General features: G+C 47.6%; 14 protein-coding genes and 2 tRNA genes. 3 read left to right on the top strand and 13 right to left on the bottom strand.

What is annotated here, in order from left to right; genetic code table 11:
- Positions 1-38: 38 nt before the first annotated feature.
- Complete coding sequence (locus QUA16_RS20570; RefSeq protein ID WP_333105380.1) at positions 39-161, bottom strand: hypothetical protein; 123 nt, start codon at positions 159-161, stop codon at positions 39-41.
- Between QUA16_RS20570 and rpe the strand changes: the two genes are divergently transcribed.
- Complete coding sequence (gene rpe / locus QUA16_RS20565) at positions 160-861, top strand: ribulose-phosphate 3-epimerase (protein WP_190744589.1); 702 nt, start codon at positions 160-162, stop codon at positions 859-861. The two genes, QUA16_RS20570 and rpe, sit on opposite strands and share 2 nt — an antisense overlap.
- 196 nt (positions 862-1,057) lie before the next feature.
- Here rpe and QUA16_RS20560 read toward each other — a convergent pair whose 3' ends face one another.
- The 7 genes from QUA16_RS20560 to QUA16_RS20530 all read right to left on the bottom strand — a co-directional run bounded on the left by QUA16_RS20560 (position 1,058) and on the right by QUA16_RS20530 (position 13,378).
- Positions 1,058-2,155, bottom strand: a complete 1,098-nt coding sequence (locus QUA16_RS20560; RefSeq protein ID WP_333105379.1) for a ribonuclease inhibitor — start codon at positions 2,153-2,155, stop codon at positions 1,058-1,060.
- Positions 2,156-2,224: 69 nt separating this feature from the next.
- Complete coding sequence (locus tag QUA16_RS20555; RefSeq protein WP_333105378.1) at positions 2,225-3,634, bottom strand: SDR family NAD(P)-dependent oxidoreductase; 1,410 nt, start codon at positions 3,632-3,634, stop codon at positions 2,225-2,227.
- Positions 3,635-4,045: 411 nt separating this feature from the next.
- Positions 4,046-4,117 (bottom strand) — tRNA-Ala (locus tag QUA16_RS20550).
- 8 nt (positions 4,118-4,125) lie between these two features.
- Positions 4,126-4,200: transfer RNA gene (locus tag QUA16_RS20545), tRNA-Asp, on the bottom strand.
- A 107-nt stretch (positions 4,201-4,307) separates the two neighbouring features.
- A complete protein-coding gene (locus QUA16_RS20540) occupies positions 4,308-6,680 on the bottom strand; it encodes a VIT domain-containing protein (protein ID WP_333105377.1) in 2,373 nt (790 codons plus the stop codon).
- A 723-nt stretch (positions 6,681-7,403) separates the two neighbouring features.
- Entirely contained in the window at positions 7,404-12,281 is a 4,878-nt protein-coding gene (locus tag QUA16_RS20535; protein ID WP_333181312.1) for a DUF4347 domain-containing protein, read from the bottom strand.
- Between the two features lie 314 nt (positions 12,282-12,595).
- On the bottom strand, positions 12,596-13,378 hold the full coding sequence (locus QUA16_RS20530; protein ID WP_333105374.1) for a DsbA family protein: 783 nt from the start codon (positions 13,376-13,378) through the stop codon (positions 12,596-12,598).
- Positions 13,379-13,859: 481 nt separating this feature from the next.
- Here QUA16_RS20530 and QUA16_RS20525 point away from each other — a divergent pair, with 481 nt between their 5' ends.
- Positions 13,860-13,982 (top strand): hypothetical protein, encoded by a 123-nt coding sequence (locus QUA16_RS20525; protein WP_333181311.1) that lies wholly within the window; start codon positions 13,860-13,862, stop codon positions 13,980-13,982.
- Positions 13,983-14,096: 114 nt separating this feature from the next.
- Here the strand turns inward: QUA16_RS20525 and QUA16_RS20520 are convergent, their stop codons facing one another.
- From QUA16_RS20520 to QUA16_RS20505, 4 genes are all read right to left on the bottom strand, one after another.
- Positions 14,097-14,609 (bottom strand): hypothetical protein, encoded by a 513-nt coding sequence (locus QUA16_RS20520; RefSeq protein ID WP_333105372.1) that lies wholly within the window; start codon positions 14,607-14,609, stop codon positions 14,097-14,099.
- Between the two features lie 116 nt (positions 14,610-14,725).
- Complete coding sequence (locus tag QUA16_RS20515) at positions 14,726-15,169, bottom strand: hypothetical protein (RefSeq protein WP_333105371.1); 444 nt, start codon at positions 15,167-15,169, stop codon at positions 14,726-14,728.
- 77 nt (positions 15,170-15,246) lie between these two features.
- Positions 15,247-15,429, bottom strand: a complete 183-nt coding sequence (locus QUA16_RS20510; RefSeq protein ID WP_333034601.1) for a CsbD family protein — start codon at positions 15,427-15,429, stop codon at positions 15,247-15,249.
- Positions 15,430-15,962: 533 nt separating this feature from the next.
- Positions 15,963-16,169, bottom strand: coding sequence for a hypothetical protein (locus tag QUA16_RS20505; protein ID WP_333105370.1), 207 nt, complete (start codon positions 16,167-16,169; stop codon positions 15,963-15,965).
- A gap of 683 nt (positions 16,170-16,852) precedes the next feature.
- On the opposite strand from QUA16_RS20505, the gene urtA reads away from it, so the two are divergent.
- Complete coding sequence (gene urtA / locus QUA16_RS20500; protein WP_333105369.1) at positions 16,853-19,777, top strand: urea ABC transporter substrate-binding protein; 2,925 nt, start codon at positions 16,853-16,855, stop codon at positions 19,775-19,777.
- 91 nt (positions 19,778-19,868) lie between these two features.
- On the opposite strand, the gene QUA16_RS20495 is transcribed toward urtA, so the two are convergent.
- A complete protein-coding gene (locus tag QUA16_RS20495) occupies positions 19,869-20,033 on the bottom strand; it encodes a hypothetical protein (protein ID WP_333181310.1) in 165 nt (54 codons plus the stop codon).
- Between the last annotated feature and the right edge of the window lie 662 nt (positions 20,034-20,695).

Here is a 20,695-nt window from a genome sequence, read left to right as displayed (position 1 = left end):
CCAGAGCTGGGCTGGGGCGCGATCGCCAAACTTGTCTGTCACAGCCCAAATTTTTCTGCCCTCCCAATCTCGCGATCGATCGTTGGCAACTTTTCGACCCGGAGACCCGTATTTTGATAAACTGGATACAGCACAGCAGTCAGGAGAACAGACTTAGCCATGACCCAATCCCAAAAACCCATCGTTATTGCTCCATCCATATTATCAGCCGATTTTAGCCGTCTTGGAGAAGAGATTCAGGCTGTCGATCGAGCTGGGGCTGACTGGATTCACGTAGATGTGATGGACGGTCGCTTTGTTCCTAATATTACTATCGGGCCGCTGATTGTTGAGGCAATTCGCCCCGTTACTACCAAGGTGATCGATGTCCACTTGATGATTGTGGAGCCGGAGAAGTACGTCGAGGACTTCGCTAAGGCTGGTGCTGACATTATTTCGGTTCACGCGGAACACAATGCTTCGCCTCACTTGCACCGCACCCTCGGCCAAATTCGGGAATTGGGCAAAATGGCTGGTGTGGTTCTGAATCCTTCGACGCCGCTGGAGTTGATCGAGTACGTGCTGGAACTTTGCGATTTGGTGCTGATTATGAGCGTCAATCCGGGCTTTGGCGGTCAAAGTTTTATCCCGGCTGTTTTGCCGAAAATTCGCCAGTTGCGTAAAATGTGCGACGACAAGGGCCTCGATCCTTGGATTGAGGTAGATGGTGGTTTGAAGGGGAACAATACTTGGCAGGTTCTGGAAGCGGGCGCAAATGCGATCGTCGCTGGTTCTGCTGTGTTTAAGGCGAATGATTACGCAGGGGCGATCGAGGGTATCCGCCACAGCAAGCGTCCGACTCCTGAGTTAGCTGCGGTTTAATCAAAAATTCGATCGTGTCCGGCGAATTACCCAGAATAAAACTGGTTTGCAGTCAGGACTTTAGTCCTTAGTGGCTAAAAGATTTCACAAAGGACTGAAGTCCTGACTACAAACTGTTTGATGACTTTTTAGCTAAACAGACGGGAATCCCCACACTATACCGATCGAGGTTAGTGTGGGATGAAAAGAGTTAAACTCAACGATATACACTCTGAATTAAAGAAACACTACGAGGCTGATGTAATTCTTCACCCAAATTCAGCATTCGGTTGCGCTGTAACAAAACTTCAATTCGCCGATCGGGTTGCCCATCTAAAATCAGATAACGTAATTTTTGATTGATTTCTAATGCAGCAATGAGCGCTTTTTTTCCCAAATTGCCAATTCCATTCCGACAAAGATTGAGTTTCAATAAGGTTTGGTTCCGTGCGATCGAATGGGCGATCGCACTTGCACCGATATCTCCAATCTGATTGGGCTGCGATCCCAACACTCCTGTAGAAGGACTATAACCTAAATCCAGATTACTAAGTTTGGGATGGGTTGCCACTGCTGCTAATAATGGATTGCACCCTGCTACCCCAATTCCATTGCTAGCTAGTCCTAAATCAACCAGTGTTTTATTTTCTGCCAATCCATCCACTAAAACTGTAACACCTCGATCGCCCAGATGATTGACATTAAGAAATAAGCCAGTAATAACAGGATTATAAGCTAAAAGATTAGCCAGTAAAGCAGCATGGTTTTCCTGAATTTGATTGCCGCCCAAGTACAGCCGTTCAACAGTACGATTGGTGTAAGTCAAAACCTCTAAAATGGCGGCTAATCCCTCATCTCCTATTTGAGTATTGACCAAATCTAGCGTGCGGATACTTGTATTGTGACGCAACATTTCCGCTAGACTATCTGCACCTCCTACGCCAATCGGATTGCGTTTTAACCACAAACCAGTTATAGATTGATTCTGCGTCAGCGCTTCGGCAAGTGCAGCAATACCTGTCGATGAAATCGCATTGCAACCTAAATAGACAATCTCTAAACGGTTGTTACGTTGAATCAATCGCGCCACATCCTTAGCACCCCGATCGCCAATACCATTGGTTCCCAATAATAAGCTAGCGATCGCATCATTGTTTGCCAATGCTTCAGTCACTAAATGACATCCCATTACACCTAAATCTTGCTTGCACAAATCAAGTCGTCCATCGGGCATGACTGTGCCGCGCGGGAAGACTACTTTTTGAGAGATCGGTCGATCGGTTTGGAGATAATCGATTAACGATTTTAGTTCCATTACAACTTCGGAGGAAGACTCTATAGGATTGGGTAACGGACAGTGAAGATCGGTATTTATCATCATTTGCTACCAGGGATAGGGGGCGTAGTCTTTAATAAAATGACCGTAAATGGGAGGAGCGGGGTTTTCAATACCTTGAACAATCGGATCGTAAATTCTTGCCATCCCATCAATCGCATCTAATGGCGGGTAAAAACCTTGTTCGTCTTGAACTCGTATTTTTTTAGAATAAGGATTTTCATTGGTAATCCAACCCGTATCGACGCTGTTCATGAAAATATTAGCTCGAGCATAATCAACCGCCGAGGTTCGCGTCATCATATTCAAAGCTGCTTTTGCCATATTGGTATGGGGATGATAGGGTGTTTTACTGTCGCGGTTGAATTGTCCTTCCATCGCCGAAACGTTGATGATAAAGCGTCTTTCAAAGGATGAACGAAGTAGGAATGGTTTGAGTTGACTGTTAAGAATGAAGGGTGCGATCGCGTTCACCACCTGTACTTCAAGTAACTCAATCGTATTTACTTCATCCAGTTTTAGCAACCAGCTATTTTCAGGGCGAAGATCCAGTTGTTGTCCGTCAGCATCGAAGCAATCGCGCGGGAAGTAATCAGCGATCGCACCCGGTAGGCGAGCTTTGTAATTCGGTTGACTTTCGAGTAAAAGAGATTGATGTCGAGGTAATTGCTCCTTTAATAGATTGCTATTGATCGGGATTAATGCTTGCGCGTTGTTGCTGAGTATTTGTGATGCTTCTTCTTCTCGCTCTAAGAGATGCTGATAAAATGCCAATGGACGCTTGATAGTTTGAGCTGCATTGTTGATAATCAGATCCAGAGCGGATTCAGTATGGAATAAATTCCGTACAAATGTTTCCACTGCGGGAATATTTCGCAGATCGAGTCCGTGAATTTGCAGGCGATCGCGCCACTGCTCGAAATCGGGTTCTAGACTATAGCGATTAGCACAGTCATAGGGGAATCTTGTGGTGAGAATCACCCTAGCACCATCTTGCAACAGTCGCAATCCCATCTGATAGCCAATCTTGATGCGTCCGCCTGTCACTAATGCAGTTCGCCCAACTAAATGGGTTCGCTGTTGTCGTTTTTGGTAATTAAATTCAGCACATTTTGGGCAGAGTGAATGATAAAAAAAATGAATTTTTGTATAGGGTGTTTTGCAAATGTAACACAGGATGGGCTTGTGCAAATGCTGCGATCGGGTTGTTGATTCTGGTAACGCAGCGAATGGCTTTTGTTGGTGCTGATACTGCACCATGACGGTTGATGCTTTGAGTTGGCGATCTTCAATTCGCCGTTGTTGTTGTTGAGTTTGACGCCAACCTTTGCGTCCCTGTTTGTAGATTTTTGCAATCAAACTTTTGAAGCGATCGTGGTCGCCAATGACCGCTGGATCTTCTGAAATTTGTTGCAGAACATTGAGGCAAATTTCTAATTGGTCTGGTGGGATATTCATCTTGACCAACCCCTTGAGAAATGGAGCGCGAAAACCCCTTCATCGGAAAATTGGGTTTGAAACCCCGTCCTTTTAGGACGGCTTTACATTAATTTGAATCCCCTTCCGGGGTGGAGGGGTATGGGTGCCCCTCCGTCGGGATATGGTTGTCCCGTTCTCCTTTCGGAGTAAAGTTAGCTTCGCCAATGTTTTAAGAGCTTGTTAGGCTGAAAGCACTATCTCAGTGACCTTAAGATTGTTTAACTCTCAGCGACAGAGCAAGGAACTAGCTACGCATTCCAGGGTGTCGTGACTCAAAAAACGTAGTCAGTTAAGACTTAGGCTGGTCAGAACGGCTTGTCAGATTTCTCTTTCAAGCCTCATGCCTTCAGGCTGAGGTTCCTGACATATCCAGATTTGATATCGATGGGTGGGGGCTAAGAGGATTTGAACCTCCAACTTCTTCCCTGCAGAGAAAGCGCTCTTCCATTGAGCTATAGCCCCCAAAAAGGTGGAACTGAGGGAGACTCGAACTCCCAACCTCTGCGATGATGTCGCTAGGCTCTTCCAATTGAGCTACCAGTCCCAAATCTAAGAAATCGCTGATACTACATTATAGTTATATCAATTCCGGTCGCATCGGAATAATTATTGGTCCGAATGAGGAGACTATTGTGGTGCAACTCAAGCTGTTTTACGATCGCACCCGCAACGTCAGGCGCACTGTATCCCCAATAAAGTGAGGAATGCACCAGCTAAACAACCATTTTTTGATAGTTTTCAGTAACTCCACATCCGCCAAAGTCGAAGCCTGAGCATCCACAACTATTCGGCTGGCGCGCACCTTACTGAAGACAATTTCTAACACCAATTCGCCGTTTGTACCGGGCGGGACAGTCAGAGTCGCCAAGTGTTCGTTTAAACTATCGATCGTCACTTCATCCAACCCCTTAGCGCTAACAACTTCTACGGGTGATGTGCTGCGCGCGCGCGACTGCTTTGACGGTGCGATCGGGGCGCTAGCGCCACCTGGTGCGCGCAATCGATACACCCGTTCCTGTAGGCGGTTAAATGAGATGCCGCGTTCTAATTCTCCTTCTGCTTCCATCCAGTCTGTGCAGCCATTATCTATATAGTCTGTGTTGCCAAATACGCCCTCATATTCCACCGCCTCCGGCATTTCTACCGGCACATTCATCAAGATGGATTCCGTACCCGGTTCGACGCGCACATCATCGCTGACAGCCACAAAAGCCGTGTACTGCGACAGAAGCTGATAGGTTAGCGCCGTTTCTGTCACTGTTTCCACCCCCACCTTGATTTCGTACTGCACCATCTGACTCATCAAATATTTGATGCGGTGCCGCCCCCAAAGCTGGGCAACTGCCGGATTTCCAGGATCGGTAAAGTTCATGTCGTAGGTTTGGACGTACTGGTGTCCGCCTGCACTAACCCCTTTTATCTGAAGTGTTCCAGCTTGGCGATCGCCCTTTTTTCCAAAGAGAACCAGCGGTTGTTCGGCAAATAAATCCGGCGCAACTGACGGATAAATTACCGGATTTTCGCCCTCTCCCTGCCAAGTAATTTCCAGATTTACCAACACCGGATTGTTGATTTGCCGGAAAAACTTTTCGACAAATTCGTTAACCGGTTCGTCATGCCGGATGATCCGGGAGATTCCCCGCCCGATTTGGGCAATGCGATCGAGCAAAAAGCGATTGACGGAACTCCCCGCACCGAAACTGTACAGGCGATTCCCCGATTTGAGATGTTGCTGCACTTCGGCGAGAACTTGGTTTTCGTTGCCGATGTAACCGTCGCTGAGGAATACCACAGTTCGCAAGCGCCCGGATGGTGCGGGAAAATCGATCGCCGCCCGAATTCCGCCTAACATTTCCGTACTATTGTCAGCGCGCAGTTTGTTGATATATTCGATCGCCTGTTGTCGATTTTCTGCGGTATTCGGTAGCGGATGTTTGGAAAGTTGGCGCACTTTGTCGGAAAAATCCAAAATCGAGAAAGTATCCGCTGGATTCAATCCGTTAATAAATTGCCGCAACAATGCCTGACATTGCTGCAAAGGCGCACCGGATTGCGAACCGGAAGTATCGACTAAAAATACGACATCTTTCGGAACAATTTCATCGGTTTTGTACTCGATCGCCGGAATCAAGTAAACTGCAAAATGCCCGCCGCGCTCGTCGGCTTGAGTTAATACCGTCGATTGAGTTTCTCCACCCGCAATTTGATAGCGAACAATCAAATCTTTGTTGGGAATTGTATCTGCATTTCCCAACTTAACGCGCACCCTCAGCCCATTTTTCTGCTCGCTTGCTAAGGAAGTTTGGGGAGAGTCTAAATATTCAATTTGCAGTTGGTGGGATGGGGAATTGACGTTACGAATCGGTATACCCGCCTCAATTTCCAGCGTCACGCCGATATCGTGTGCCGATCGCATTCCCGGTGGCAAAATCGGGGCATTCAGCCGCGACGCATCGGGAACAATATCGGTATCGGAATTAACTGTCATTGGGGCTGGGGCACTACCACTGGCTGCCGTTTCATCCAGCGGCGTACCGGGAATATATCGCGGCCCGACAACCATCGGAAAGACGAATTCATAATCGCCAGCTAGAAATTTCAAGCTGTCGGTATAGCGAATCGTGACATCGATTTCTTCGCCCGGTTGGATGTTGGCAAGGGACTGGGTGAAAATATTATCTCGCTCCTGTTCCAGCAAACCCGCAGTCCGTCCTTCTTGTTTGGCTTTTTGGTAAATTCGCTGTGCTTCTTCGCGTTTTTTGATGCTGCCTTTAATGGTATTCTCGCCGATTTTAATTTCCATTTCATCTACCGCTGCTTCTGCAGGTAGCGGAAAAATATAGACGGCTTCCAGCGGCTTTGTGAAAGGATTTTCAAATTTTTGCGAGACTTCAACTCGCGATAAATTTCCGGCTATTTTGGCTCTGACTTCTGTATGTTTCAGGGGAAAAACGAGTTTTTCTCCATCGGGGGAACGCACGTATAATCCACTGGTTCGATCGGTTGGAGATTTCACGGATGGCATAAAAGTAGTCCTCCATAAATGATACATCAAAAGGAACTGCAACACGCATCGTCTCGACTGCCTTCACTCTAGCGATTTCGTTTGGGTTTCAGCGCTTGATTTTATTTTATTTGGATAAAGATTAGAAAGGGAAGCGGGAACGATCGAGAAAAACAACGGATTCCAGTAGGTATCGATCTGTCCTATTAAATAATCGGCTTAGAGAACAGGAATTATGCAAAAAAATTGGTTTTTGGGAAAAATTGCCGCTTTTTCCGAGAAATATTGACGCATAAACCTGGTTTTTGGGGTCTCTAGAGCGTGTTTTATTGCGTCTTAGAACCCCCCAGTACCCCTTAAAAATAGGGGAGCAAGAGGGTCAAAGTCCCCTTTTTGGATCTCATAGCGAGCTGGGAAAAAATGTATCCTGTGTTATATCAAATCCGTTAGCATCGGAATAGTAAATTCGAGTTCACTGTTGACTGTTGACTGTTGACTGTTGACTGTTGACGCCGTGAACAGTCAACCGTCAACAGTCAACATCATTCCGGTGTAACCGGCAATGATATTACAGAGTAATGGTAATAGGTAATAGGTAATTGGCTCCAAATGACTAACCCATTACCCATTACCTATTACCAGTTCTTAGATTGAGTTATCACCATAGATCCGGGAGAGCCGATTTTTTGTATACGATCGACGAGCAAAAGGAAACGGCATTGCCGTGTCCCCAGGGGTATCGATTTAGACCGCTACAAAATCGGTAACATTAATCAGCCCTGTGGACACATTGCTGAGAGTTGCTAACAGTTGACCGGAACTGGTAACTCGGAGCGAAGTAGAATTATTTTCTACAGTAATGCTCAGTTGCGAGAAACTTAAACCGCCTGTCAAGCCGATCGCATCGCGACCATCTTGAAAGTCTAAAATAGTCTCGTGGCCGTTGTCGATACCTAAGATAAATCGATCGTCCCCAGTACCTCCAATTAAAGTATCATTCCCCTCATCTCCAAATAACCAATCGTCCCCAGCACTACCCAGTAAACTGTCTTCATCCTTGCCGCCATAAAGAGTATCGTTTCCAGCATCACCGTTGACGGTATCCTGACCTTCATTGCCAAACAACAAATCGTTGCCCAAACCACCACACATCTGGTCTTGAGCGCCAGCGGAGCCGATCGCCAGAGGGCTGCCAATATCCCCGTACATAGTATCTTCTCCCTCGCCACCACAGAGAGTATCGCTGCCCTCATCCCCAAACAGCACGTCGTTGCCCAAGTCTCCTAGGGCCAAATCATCACCCTTGCCGCCACGCACTGTATCGTTTCCATTACCGCCAGAAAGGGAATCTTCGGCTTCTTGCCCGTTCAGGTAATCATCGCCACTGAGACCAAATAGCAAATCGCGACCTGTAGAATCGATGTCTAAAGGGTTAAAAGTACCACCGTATAATGTGTCATTACCCTCATCGCCAATTAAAGTATCGCTCTGTTTGTCTCCAAAAATTATGTCGTCATCTTTGCCACCGTAAGCAACATCTTCGTTCTTGCCCCCAAAAATTAAATCATCTTTAGCACCCCCGTGGAGGTAATCATCGCCCTCATTGCCAAACAGCACGTCGCTATCTTTGGCAGAGGGAAGAATGGTTATATTTCCTAGATCAATGCTGAGGTAAGATCCGCCATAAATATTGTCATTGCCAGTGAAGCCAACCTCCAAGTCGTTACCATTTAAGCCGTTGATCTTGTCATTGGTAATGGAACCCTCCAGAATGTCGTCGCTTTCTGTACCGTTGGTGGTGCTATTTGTTTGGTTGGGGCCGCGAATAGCAGTCTGGCTGGGAAAGGTTATCTGCTTGCAAATGCAATCTTCGTCTTGAGTTTCTGGCGTCGGAGTTGTTGTCGGAGTCGGAGTTGTTGTCGGAGTTGGAGTTGTTGTCGGAGTTGGAGTTGTTGTCGGAGTTGGAGTTGTTGTCGGAGTTGGCGTTGTTGTCGGAGTTGGCGTTGTTGTCGGAGTTGGTGTTGTTGTCGGAGTTGTTGTCGGAGTTGGAGTTGTTGTCGGAGTTGGAGTTGTTGTCGGAGTTGGAGTTGGTGTTGTTGTCGGAGTTGTTGTTGGAGTTGGAGTCGAAGTGGGAGTCGGCGTTGTTGTCGGAGTTGGCGTTGTTGTCGGAGTCGGAGTTGTTGTCGGATTCGGAGTTGGAGTTGGAGTTGGAGTTGGAGTTGGAGTCGGAGTCGGAGTCGGAGTCGGAGTTGGAGTTGTTGTCGGAGTTGGAGTCGGAGTCGGAGTTGGAGTTGTTGTCGGAGTTGGAGTTGTTGTCGGAGTTGGAGTTGTTGTCGGAGTTGGAGTCGGAGTCGGAGTTGGAGTTGTTGTCGGAGTTGGAGTCGGAGTCGGAGTTGGAGTTGTTGTCGGAGTTGGAGTTGTTGTCGGAGTTGGAGTTGTTGTCGGAGTTGGAGTCGGAGTCGGAGTTGGAGTTGTTGTCGGAGTTGGAGTCGGAGTCGGAGTTGGCGTTGTTGTCGGAGTTGGAGTCGGAGTCGGAGTTGGAGTCGGAGTGGGAGTTGGAGTGGGAGTCGGAGTTGGAGTTGGAGTGGGAGTTGTTGTCGGAGTGGGAGTCGGAGTTGGAGTTGGAGTGGGAGTTGTTGTCGGAGTGGGAGTCGGAGTTGGAGTTGGCGTTGGAGTTGGCGTTGGAGTCGGAGTCGGAGTCGGAGTCGGAGTCGGAGTTGGCGTCGGTGTCGGAGTTGGTGACTCCAAGTCGTCATTTGCGATCGTACCTATGCCCGTCGCTTTAGTAATAGTCGCATTGACAGGGGTGCTGAGGTTGACGTTAAATGTTTCGTCAGTTTCAAACTTAGAATCGCCGTTGACAGCAACAGTAATGGTTTTTGTCGTTTCCCCGGCATTGAAGGTGACGCTGCCTGTGGCCGCCGCGTAATCGCTATCAGCAGTGTTAGCAGTACCGTCTGAGGTGGCGTAATTGACGGTGACGGGCAAGCTAGAAGCTGCTGAGAGAGTGGCGGTAAAGGTGGCGCTAGCAGTACCCGTATTGCCCTCGGTAACAACTACATCATCGATCGAGATACTAGGGCTGTCATCATTAGCGATCGTAGCAGTGGCGGTGCTGGTGGTGACAGTCGAACTTTCCGGCGCTGCGGTCAAATTTGGGTTGCTGAGGGTGACGGTAATTGTCTCGTCAGGTTCAACTGCGGTTTCGCCCAAGACATCCACAGCAATAGTTTTAGTTGTTTCGTTGGCGGCAAAGGCGATCGTCCCTGTGGTGGTAGTCGCCCCAGCAGCATTGATATTATTGTAGTCTGCGCCGTTGCTCGCGGTACCAGCGATCGCATAATTTACTGTACTCGCTACCCCCGTGCCGCCGCTGCGAGTGACGGTGAAAGTGACGGGTTGAGTGCCGGAATTGCCTTCAATTAAGGAACCTGTCGCTGGATTTGTGAGTGCGATCGCATAAGCAATCGAGTCATTGGCTGCAATAGTCACCGTAGCATTGCTGCTGGCCGGTGCGATCGCATAATTCCCATTTCCCAAATTCAATCGCAGCGTTTCTGCAACCTCCGGTATTGCGTCATCAAATGGGGTGAGAATCACATCCACAAAGCTTTGCCCGTTGGGAATAGTGACGGGAAAGGTACTACCCAGATTGTAGTCAGCAGCAACAGCGGTACTACTGCCATCAATGGCGAGATTCACCGTCAAATTACCGACTGTGCTATCACTGCGGCTAACGCGGAAAGTGCCTGGATCAATAGGAGTTTCAGCCGCTGAATTATCCGGCGCGGTGATGCTCACAATAATCTGCTGTACTTCAACAGCGCCGATGTCAACAGCACTGCCAGAAGGCCGAGTTAAGCCACGCTGATCCGTAGCAGGTGCCGCGCTGTTACCCCTGTCAAGAGCAGGGCTTCCAGGGAGTAAGACGTGAGTCTCCGTTGGGCCGCCGTTATTTGTCAGTGCTCCGAGATTCGGATTGATGGGAGTGCCAGCAGTGCCTACTAGATCGCCATTAACACCGTTTGTGAAGCCAGCACCCGTACCGTTGCCAATTAAGTTATTGCCCTCACTTGTAAATGTCCCATCTACATCGGGGTTTAAATTGGTAGCCGTGTTCCCAGCAATGATCGTGTTGCGGACATTTGCCACATTAGTGTTGAAAATCCCGCCGCCTTGGTTCGTTGCACTATTGAGAGTCAGAGTGCTACTTCTGAGATCCAGCGTACCGCCATTTCTGATCGCGCCAAAGTTAGTTGCCGTGTTCGCAGAAAACGTGCTGTTGGTAATGGTTGCCGCGCCCTCGTTGACGATCGCACCTCCATTTTGTGCAGCCTGATTGCTGCTAAACGTGCTGCTGGTAACACTCAATGGCTGGGCGTCGTTTCTGATCGCACCGCCGTTACCCACCGAAATGTTGTTAGTGAAAGTGCTATTGAGAATGCTCAGCAGTTCGCCCCCGCCTCTGTGGTAGATAGCGCCGCCACCGTCAGCGGTGTTTTGTGCACTATTACCACTAAAGGTGCTGCCAGTAATGTTTACCGCACCGCCATCGATCAAGATGGCACCGCCGCCTTGACTGTTCGCATTCGCTGTGTTTTCGGTGAAAGTGCTGTCAACAATGGTGAGAAGACCCCCACCCTGCCTGATCGCGCCACCACCCGAAGCAGTAGCGGTATTGGCAGTAAACGTAGAACTCGTTATTGTCACCGTGCCGCCATTGTTGAAGAGAGCACCTCCTGCCCCAGCGACATTGGCGGAGAAGGTAAGGTTGGTAAGGTTCAGGGTGACACCGGAGGCGTTATTAATGCCACCAGTCCCGTTAGCAAAGGTGAGGTTAGAAATGCTGACAGGGCCGATATTTATATTAGTGCTAAGTATCTGCACTGCACTGTTACCGCTAACTGTCAAAGTAGCTGCGACTGGGCCGTTCAGACTGACACTTTCATTAATAGTTGGCAGCGTCGTCGCGAGGGTAATTGTGCCCGTAATACCAGTCAGGTCAATAATATCTGCGCCTGCGGTAGCATTCGCTTGGGTAATCGCATCTCGCAGCGATCCTAAGCCGGAGTCGTTGGTGCTGGTGACTGCAAAAGAAGCTAAAACGCGATCGTAACTTGCGATCGCCTCTTGGGTGAATGCCAAAGCGGTCTCAATCGAACCAATTGTTACTTCTAAATCCCAGTCACCGCCTAATGCAGCACTTCCTGTCAGGTTTTTGGAGGCGGCGATGTCTGCACCTGTGAGTTGATTGAGGCGTTGCAAGAACGATCGCCCCGCTATCGGTGGGGCGATTTCTGCCGCCACGTTGCAACCGTACAGGAGGATATCGGCGTTAGGGGTTAAGGCCTTTTTCCACTGCTGAAGTCGATCGCCATATTCGTCTAGGTTGTCAGAATTTAGCTGAATTGACCCCAGTTGCAAATTTCCAGGCCCGCCGTGAGAAACAATATGAACAGCGGAAATATCGGTGTAGCTAGCTAATAACTCTGTAATTTGCTCGACTCCATCCCCCGCCCGATCGAGTATAAATATCTTTTTCCTTGGTTCGGCGCTTGCTGCAAGGCGTTGATAATTTTCAACAGTTGGGTCAATGACAACTATTTGCGTAATTTTTTCCATGATCGATTTTCCTCGTAGATGCAAGGGAAATGGAGCTTAAAAGCGGCGATCGTCTTGCCAAAAGAATTCAAATTAGTAGGGACAAATAATCATTTGAATCCACTAGCTCGGTCTTGGAAAGCTTGTAAAAGGCAAGATATAATGCTGAAGTCATAAGCAGCTTAAAGTCTTAGTAAGACAACACAAGGAGCAAATTTGTTCCCAATCCTAAAAATTAGTCAGTAAATATAGCGATCGACCCGATCGCGCATTCGATCCCCGACTTCTTTAAGAAATCGGGGATCTGGGGGTTCTGTTTGTTCAGGTGGGCTTACTTATTTGGAGATACTAGCGAGAATGCTTTCCATCTCAGAAAGCTCGACTGCCCCGGAGAAAGTTTTGCCGTTCATAATAAAAAACGGAGTGCCTTCAATGCCCAGTTGTTGAGCGAGTTGCACGTCTTTGGCAATGGCGGCTTCTGCTGCGGGGCTGTTGCGATCGGTGTTGAATTTATCTAATTTTAGATTGAGCTTTTGGGCGATCGATCCGTACAATGGTTCGCCTAACTGTTTCTGCCCTTCAAACAAAGCGCTGTAATATTCCCAGAATTTGCCCTGCTGCCCAGCAGCCCAAGCTGCTTTAGCTGCTGGCAGCGCTTGAGGGTGAATAGAAGTCAAGGGAAAATGCTTGTAAGCTAAAGTAACTTTGTCCTGGTGTTTTGCCATAAACTGCTTGACAGTATCGTAAGCGCGCGCGCAAAACGGACATTGAAAGTCAGAGAATTCTAAAAGTACAATTTGCTGGGAAGGTGAGCCCGTGGTGGGAGAATCCCCGATCGAAGATTTGGGATTAGTTTTCATCTCCTGCAAAAATGACTGCTGCGCTGCTTTGAGAGACTGCTGCTGCTGTTGCTGGTACGCTTGTACCGACTCTAAAATTACTTGCGGGTTTTCGCGGATCACCTGCAAGACTTGCTCTTTGAACTTGGGATCGACTGAATTGCCAGCCGCTGACTGGGCGGGGGAACAACCGATAAATACCAGGCAACCTACCAGGAGTGCAGCAAAGCACAAGGCTTGCTGGCTGCGGAGTTTTCGCCAAAAAGTGGATAAGTTCATCTTTTTTTTCTGATTCACGACAACACTTAATCCTACATTTAATTTGGCGGAGTGTCAGGTATACCGCTGTTGACTGCTGTGCAGTTATTTTTAGCTTTAAGCAATAATTAGTAATTCGTAATCGGTAATTGGCAAGGTTTTTTACTTACCGGAACCGCTAGGAACCCAATAATTAAGATTTAAACAATCGGGATTTAGTATTATAATCTTATCTTTCCTCGAACGACCGCCATCAAAGATGTTTGTAGTGAGGACTAAATTTTGAGTTAGTTTTATGATGACTAAAATCCTCCATAAAAACGCGATCGCGGTTATTTTACTACCGGACTCGATATAATATCTAGTGCGATCGATTGACCATAATATCCCGGCAGGGCGGGTTTTTGAGATTGTCAATTATTGGCAGATATGGTTCGTGAACCCGCCCCTACCTGATTTCGGGTGAAGCGAAGCGGAGGGAATTGACGGGAGCATCTCACCTTTGCAGCCCTCCGCTAGAAATTGGAGTTTTGAGGCAGGAGGCAGGAGGCAGGAGGCAGAAGGAAAGAGGCAGAAGGAAAGAGGCAGAAGGAAGGAGGCAGAAGAAGTATTTTTACAAATATGAGATGCTCCCGAATTGACCGGACGAGATATAAAAAATAAAAGGACGATCGCCCGAGCGATCGTCCTTTTATTTGCTGCACGTATTATCCGCTTTTAGGCTTGTCTGAATCCAAGATTATTTGCGGTTGTTGAGCCATTTAGCAGCAACTATTCCCAAAATACCAGCAACAACGGGATTTCCCAAAAACTTCATCAAACTAGGCTGTTCTGCCAGCACTTCTCGGAAAATATCCGGGTGATTGTGATAGGTGAATGAGGCTAACTTGGTAACATCGTCAGCATTCATGCGGCTGGCGTGGTGGGTAGAAAGTCCTAGCTGCTTTTCCAATTGGCGATCGTCCAATCCTCTCTTGCCCAAATGCTTGAAGAATTCCCGCGCTACATCGTCGCGTTCGTTTGGCTTAATTTGGGCGATCGCCTTTTGCAATTCCGGTTCCAACTGAGCCGGCGGGAGCGAGTCGTGATTCAGTGAACGCCCGAATAATTGTTTGCGTTGAGCCGGCGAAGTTCTTTGAGCAAAATCGTCAAAATTTTCGTACTCTTCACCGGTTGTCTCCGGCATCATTTCTCTATCGCCCTGCGCCAAATCTTTCATGATTTGACTCTTGTAATTATCGCTGCTACTCATGGTAAATCCCTTCCAATCTACAAAACAGTTCCGTCTCTACTTGAGATTGTTTCGGCTTCCAAAAACTGCGGAATATTAAACCGTCGCGCGGCTATCATTTAAGCTTTCTAACCAGGTCAAGACTTGTATTCAATTTGATTTGATTGCTGGTCGTACTTAGCAGTCAAAATCAGTTTTTTGTCAGGAGCGTAAACCAAAACACTTACATCCTGATTGGGGAAATTGCGGTGAAAACCTTGTGCTAAAGATTTCGCCAAATCTTTCACTTCAGTCGGGCGGACTTGCGGGGTAATTACCACTCCCAATTTGTTATTGTCGCGCACGTAAGCATCCTGAACCAAGCCCTGAGCCGTCAATGTTACCCATTTACCAAAATCTTGACCGGCGGCGGTATTGCCACGTTCTAGCTGGGCGTAATAACCCTGACTGCCACCAATTGCTACAGGTACATCACCCGTTTTTTGGGCTGAAACGCTGGACGTGCAGGCAGTAGTAACTGCCAGCATTAAAACCAAAAGTACGCCCGCAATTATTTTGCGACTCTGCTGCAATAAACTCACCTTTTTTCCTCCGTTACTCAAACATTTGGAATACTTGAAAGGGTCAGGTTGCTCGACCCTCTCAATTAGTATTAGGCTTAGTCTAGTTTCTTTTTGAGCTCATCTTTTACATCTTCGATCGCGTGACCAGCTTCAGCTTTGGCCTGCTTGGCTTTGCCTTCAGCTTTATCCTTCGGATCGCCAGTAACATTGCCTAGGGCTTCTTGAGCTTTGCCTGCGATGTTGTTGCCAGTTGCCTTTGCTCTATCTTCAGTGCTCATGGGTTTCTCCCTATCTGTATCTCAGACATTTTTTACTTTATAAACTCATCATAGGTAACTAGGAGCTGCGTTGCACTCTACCTCTAGGAAGAAAGAATGAAGAATAAATGAACAGGGAACATGGAAGATGGAAAAATAATTTTTCAATTTTAGACGCACTGCCACTTTCATACTTATATAGCAATCCTAAATCCTTCGCGTAATTATTGTAGGGGCAATCCCACGCCCGGTTGCCCCGATAGATAGGGGGTAGACAAAGAAAGGTACTACCCCTACAAATTTACATAAATGATTTAGGATTGCTATAGCTTTCATACTTATAGGTTTTTTCACCGTTTCTGGTGGCTGCAACGAAGTATTTATGTAAAAAAAATGGTGGATGGTCAACCCCGCTTCCCGGAGGTTTTTATCACACCAAAAATAATTTAAAATTATAAATTTTTATTTAATTCTGACTTCTGCGTTCTGCCTTAAAAGGGCAGGTGTGGGCAAGACCGCATCTTACCCACACCCGAACAAATGCCGTATTAGTTTTAATCTACCTTGTGATGACATTCTTCATCTATTTTCTGCTGAAGTTCTTCTTTCAACTGTTCCACAGCGCGCATAGTTTGAGCATCTTCTTGTTTTTGCTGACCGAGGGCTTTTTCTGTTTCCTCGCCGAGCAATGTTTCCTTTGATTTTGGTAGCGTTACTTGATTTTCGCTGCCAGTGTGGGTCGCATTTTCTTCAATATTCATTTGTCTTGACCCTATTGTTTGCAAAATTTATTTTTAACCAGGCTAGTTACAAGTTAACCTTATATTTATAATAACGCCAATGACGAAGCCGTCCCTCTCCCTGAAGATAGATAGGAGCTGGGGAAGAGTTTTTAGTTTTAAAATAAGAGAAATTAGGGAGACTTCCATCTGCCGGAAGAAAGATATGGGAAGGGGAAGAGTGCGTGAGTGCATGAGATTGCTTGGTGAGTCGCAAGGCGCGGGCAGTGAATGAGTACGGGAGAGGGAAGAGGGGGGACAATTTTTCTGCGGCGCGCGCGATGGCATTAAGTGTCGAATGTTGTTGGATGAGGCTCTTTGGACATCGGTAAAAGATCAAGAGAGAAATGGGAGGCAATTTAGTGCAGACTTAACTAGAGCTCTTGCAAAAGTCCTTTTCATAAATTTATTGGACGGGCTCTTCGGCCCATCCCACAAGAAAAAATAACTTTTGTGGGATGGGCCCCAGAGCCCGTCCTAGTTATTTTTGCAAGAGGTATAGTCTATGCTGAGAGTTTGACCGTTAAAATCAACAGGGTGTAACGATTCCCCCGTTTGGTGGCGATCGGCTTAAATAATCTGCTAAACAAGATTTAGCCTCAAGGCTAACTTCCTACCGGATCGAACTAAAATTTCTATTATTAGTAAAAATTATCTAAAACCCTATGGGAGCAACGAGCAGTAACCCCCTCGAAGCAGCAGGCCCGACTCGTGAGCCGATCAAAATAGGCGTGTTGCATTCGCTGACGGGCACGATGTCCATCAGCGAAATTTCTGTTAAAGATGCGACGCTGTTGGCTGTTGAGGAAATTAATGTGGCGGGAGGGGTGCTGGGACGCCCCTTGGAAGCGGTTATAGAAGATGGAGCCAGCGATTTGCAAACTTTTGCTCAAAAAGCTAAGCAATTGCTCCTAGAAGCGCAGGTGGCGGTGGTATTTGGCTGTTGGACTTCGGCGAGCCGCAAAGCTGTACAGCCGGCTTTTGATCACTGCAGTGGGTTGCTGTTCTATCCGGTGCAGTATGAAGGGCTAGAACAGTGTCCGAATATTTTCTACACTGGTGCTGCGCCAAACCAACAGATTGTGCCTGGGGTGAATTACTTGCTGGCACAGGGAAAGCGGAAAATTTTCCTGTTGGGTTCGGATTATATCTTTCCCCGCACGGCAAATCGGATTGTGAAAGCTCAACTGGCGGCACTGGGGGGAGAGTTAGCGGGGGAAGTTTATCTGCCGCTGGGTTCGAGGGAAGTGGGCGAGGCGATCGCACATATCTTAGCAGTGAAACCAGATGCGATTCTCAACACTCTCAACGGCGATAGCAATGTGGCTTTTTTCCAAAAGTTGCGGGAAGCTGGCTTGAAACCCGATGATTTGCCGGTGATGTCGGTCAGCGTAGCAGAAGAGGAAGTGCGAGCGATTGGGCCGTCCAATATTGCTGGACATTTGGTGGTATGGAACTATTTTCAAACGGTGGATACACCGGAAAATCGTAAATTTGTCAAGGCTTATAAAGCCCGATACGGGGAAAATCGAGTCACGGATGACCCGATCGAAGCTGCTTATTTGGGCGTTTACCTGTGGAAGCAAGCAGTAGAAAAAGCTGGTTCGACAGATGTGGTTAAAGTCAGGGCGGCTGCTAAAAATATTGAGTTTGCAGCGCCTTCGGGCAAGGTAAAAATAGATGCCCAAACTCAGCATATCTGGAAAACAGTGCGGATTGGTAAGGTGAGGGTGGACGGTCAAATTGAGGAGATTTGGAATTCCGGCGCACCGGTTCCGCCAGATCCTTTTCTCAAGGGCTATCCTTGGGCGGCGGCACTTGCTACGAGGGGGATTTCTCTGGGAACTCGGGCGTCTTTGATCGGGCTGTTTGTCATCTTGGTACTGATAACTTGGATGGCGGTGGGAGTCGGGTGGATGGGTTCTGTGGATATGAAGAACTATTTGCTGACAATAGAGGCTGCCTCACATCCGGCGGCGGGGGTTCCCGAGGCGGCAATGGCGGTGCTGGTGCAGCAAACTCTCTTGGTGGCGAGCCGCACTCAGCACTGGCTGATGGGGGCTTTGGCTTTGAGTTTGATCGCGGGGATAGTGGCTTTTGTGTCGGTGTCGGCAATTATTCGGAATCTCGGCTTGCTGCGGGAAACTGCCGAACAGATGGCAAGCGGTGATTTGACGGCTCGATCGCCTGTGGTTTCTAATGACGCGATCGGGGTGCTATCTTCTACTCTCAATACAATGGCTCAGCAAATTAGCAGTTTGCTCAACGGTTTGGAGGTGCGGCAGCGACAGCTAGAGGAACGATCGGAGGAATTGGAAGTCGCTAAGAATGCTGCCGAAGCTGCCAACCGGGCGAAAAGCACTTTTTTGGCAAATATGACTCACGAGTTGCGGACGCCTTTGAATGCGATTATCGGCTACAGCGAGCTGCTACAAGAAGAGGCTCTGGAACTTGGCGAAGAAGAGTTTGTGATGGATTTGGCAAGCATTAATATGGCAGGCAAGCAGTTGCTCAACATTATTAGTGACATCCTGGATATTTCTAAAATTGAAGCAGGAAAGATGACTCTTTTCTTGGAGACTTTTGAGGTGTGGGATTTGATCGAGCAGGTTGTCACTACTGTTCAACCGACGCTAGGGAAAAATGGCAATACTTTGATCGTCAATTGCGATCGCAATATTGGCACGATCTACTCGGATTCGTCGAAGCTGCGGCAAGCGCTGTTGAATTTGGTGAGCAATGCTGCTAAGTTTACCGATCGAGGCAAAATTACGATTAATGTTTGGAAGGAAGAAGGGGAGGTTTTGCCGATCGACAATTCCGAAGAACTCTCGGCAGATCCTTCTCGGTGTCAACAGCCGTCGATCGTGTTTCAAGTAACCGATACCGGCATCGGCATGACTGAGGATCAGGTGTCGAGGCTGTTCGGAGCTTTCGCTCAAGCGGACGATTCTACTACCCGCAAATACGGCGGCACCGGTTTGGGGCTGACAATTAGCCGGAAGTTTTGCCAGATGATGGGCGGAGACATTACGGTTGAGAGCGAATTTAATTGCGGTTCTAGTTTTACGATCCGGTTGCCGATTGCGGTTACAAGCCCGAAAGAAGCGCCGGACGATCGAGAAATCCAAGAAATTCAGCCCGATTCCCAGGAGTTAGACACGAGTGTAGCAGCGACTGAAGGGAAGCAAAAAGCAGTGCGATCGCAACGGCTGGATCTGCCGGATGCTGCTACTGTGCTGGTGATTGACGACGATCCAGACGCGCGGGATTTGATGACTCGCTGCTTGTCGAAACAGGGATTTCGGGTGCGATCGTCGGCTAGCGGTCAAGGGGGGCTTCTGTTGGCTAAGGAGTTGCTGCCCGACGCGATTCTTCTGGACGTGATGATGCCGAGTATGGACGGCTGGGCGGTGCTGTCGGCATTGAAAGCCGATCGGGATTTGGTTGATATTCCGGTAATTATGATAACTTTTTTGGACGACCAAAATCAGGGTTTGGAATTGGGAGCGGCGGAGTATTTGAGGAAGCCTGTGGATTACAAGCGCTTTGCTGCTTTATTGAGTAAATATCAGAGTCTGGGGAAGTAGTTATAGCAATCCTAAATCATTTGTGAATTTCTTACTCCCGAACCGCGGGTTCGGGGAGGGTTGGGGTGGGGTAAAAAATTTACGACTCATATCATGTCCGATCTATTGGGAGCATCTCATATTTGTAAAAATACTTCTTCTGGCTGCTTCCTTCTTCTGGCTTCTTCCTTCTTCCTCTTTCCTTCTTCCTCTTTCCTTCTTCCTCCTGCCTCCTGCCTCCTGCCTCAAAACTCCAATTTCTAGCGGAGGGCTGCAAAGGTGAGATGCTCCCGATCTATTGACCATAATATCCCGGCCGGGCGGGTTTTTGAGATTGTCAATTATTGGCAGATATTGTTAGTGAACCCGCCCCTACCTGATGAATGGTAATCGACCGGACATGATATCATTTAGGATTGCTATATTAGTCAGATCAATTCTGGTTGCACGAGCAAGATATTGTTGACTGTTACCGGTTGGCGGTTGACTAAGATTATGCTTTCGGAACAACTGACTGTTTAGACATTTAAACAATACCCATGTAACCGCAAACGATATCAGCAGTCATTAGCCCTTGGACTCGGAAATGTGAAATATTAACTGTTAAATGTTGTGAATTATTAACATTTAGAGCAACCGCGAAGAAGCTGAGGACGTTATTAATTGTTGAAATTATTGCTGGGATAGTTTTCTGCGGAAGGTCTTCTGCTATAACTGTTACCACTTACCCAAATATTTTAATATTTAATCGAACTCCTGCCAACGGATCAGATACTCTTGTTGTAACTAAAAAGTGAGATTTTGTGGATTGAGTAGTTCGCTTTGGCAGCGAGTTCAAATTCTTGGGCTAACCTGTGACCACATTAGGATCGCGAATTAAATAACTTACAATTTTAATTGTTATTGTGGGATGGGCGTCCCGCCCGTCCTTTTTGGACG

This window comes from Microcoleus sp. S13_C3 (genome assembly GCF_036700905.1).
Lineage (GTDB): Bacteria > Cyanobacteriota > Cyanobacteriia > Cyanobacteriales > Microcoleaceae > Microcoleus.
Note: the sequence above shows the minus strand (reverse complement) of the source record. Positions and strands in the feature narration are given on the sequence as shown.

Coding starts and splice junctions, on each gene's coding strand:
- rpe (WP_190744589.1), top strand. CDS start 160: ATGACCCAATCCCAAAAACCCATCGTTATTGCTCCATCCATATTATCA.
- QUA16_RS20570 (WP_333105380.1), bottom strand. CDS start 161: ATGGCTAAGTCTGTTCTCCTGACTGCTGTGCTGTATCCAGTTTATCAA.
- QUA16_RS20560 (WP_333105379.1), bottom strand. CDS start 2,155: ATGGAACTAAAATCGTTAATCGATTATCTCCAAACCGATCGACCGATC.
- QUA16_RS20555 (WP_333105378.1), bottom strand. CDS start 3,634: ATGAATATCCCACCAGACCAATTAGAAATTTGCCTCAATGTTCTGCAA.
- QUA16_RS20540 (WP_333105377.1), bottom strand. CDS start 6,680: ATGCCATCCGTGAAATCTCCAACCGATCGAACCAGTGGATTATACGTG.
- QUA16_RS20535 (WP_333181312.1), bottom strand. CDS start 12,281: ATGGAAAAAATTACGCAAATAGTTGTCATTGACCCAACTGTTGAAAAT.
- QUA16_RS20530 (WP_333105374.1), bottom strand. CDS start 13,378: ATGAACTTATCCACTTTTTGGCGAAAACTCCGCAGCCAGCAAGCCTTG.
- QUA16_RS20520 (WP_333105372.1), bottom strand. CDS start 14,609: ATGAGTAGCAGCGATAATTACAAGAGTCAAATCATGAAAGATTTGGCG.
- QUA16_RS20510 (WP_333034601.1), bottom strand. CDS start 15,429: ATGAGCACTGAAGATAGAGCAAAGGCAACTGGCAACAACATCGCAGGC.
- QUA16_RS20505 (WP_333105370.1), bottom strand. CDS start 16,169: ATGAATATTGAAGAAAATGCGACCCACACTGGCAGCGAAAATCAAGTA.
- urtA (WP_333105369.1), top strand. CDS start 16,853: ATGGGAGCAACGAGCAGTAACCCCCTCGAAGCAGCAGGCCCGACTCGT.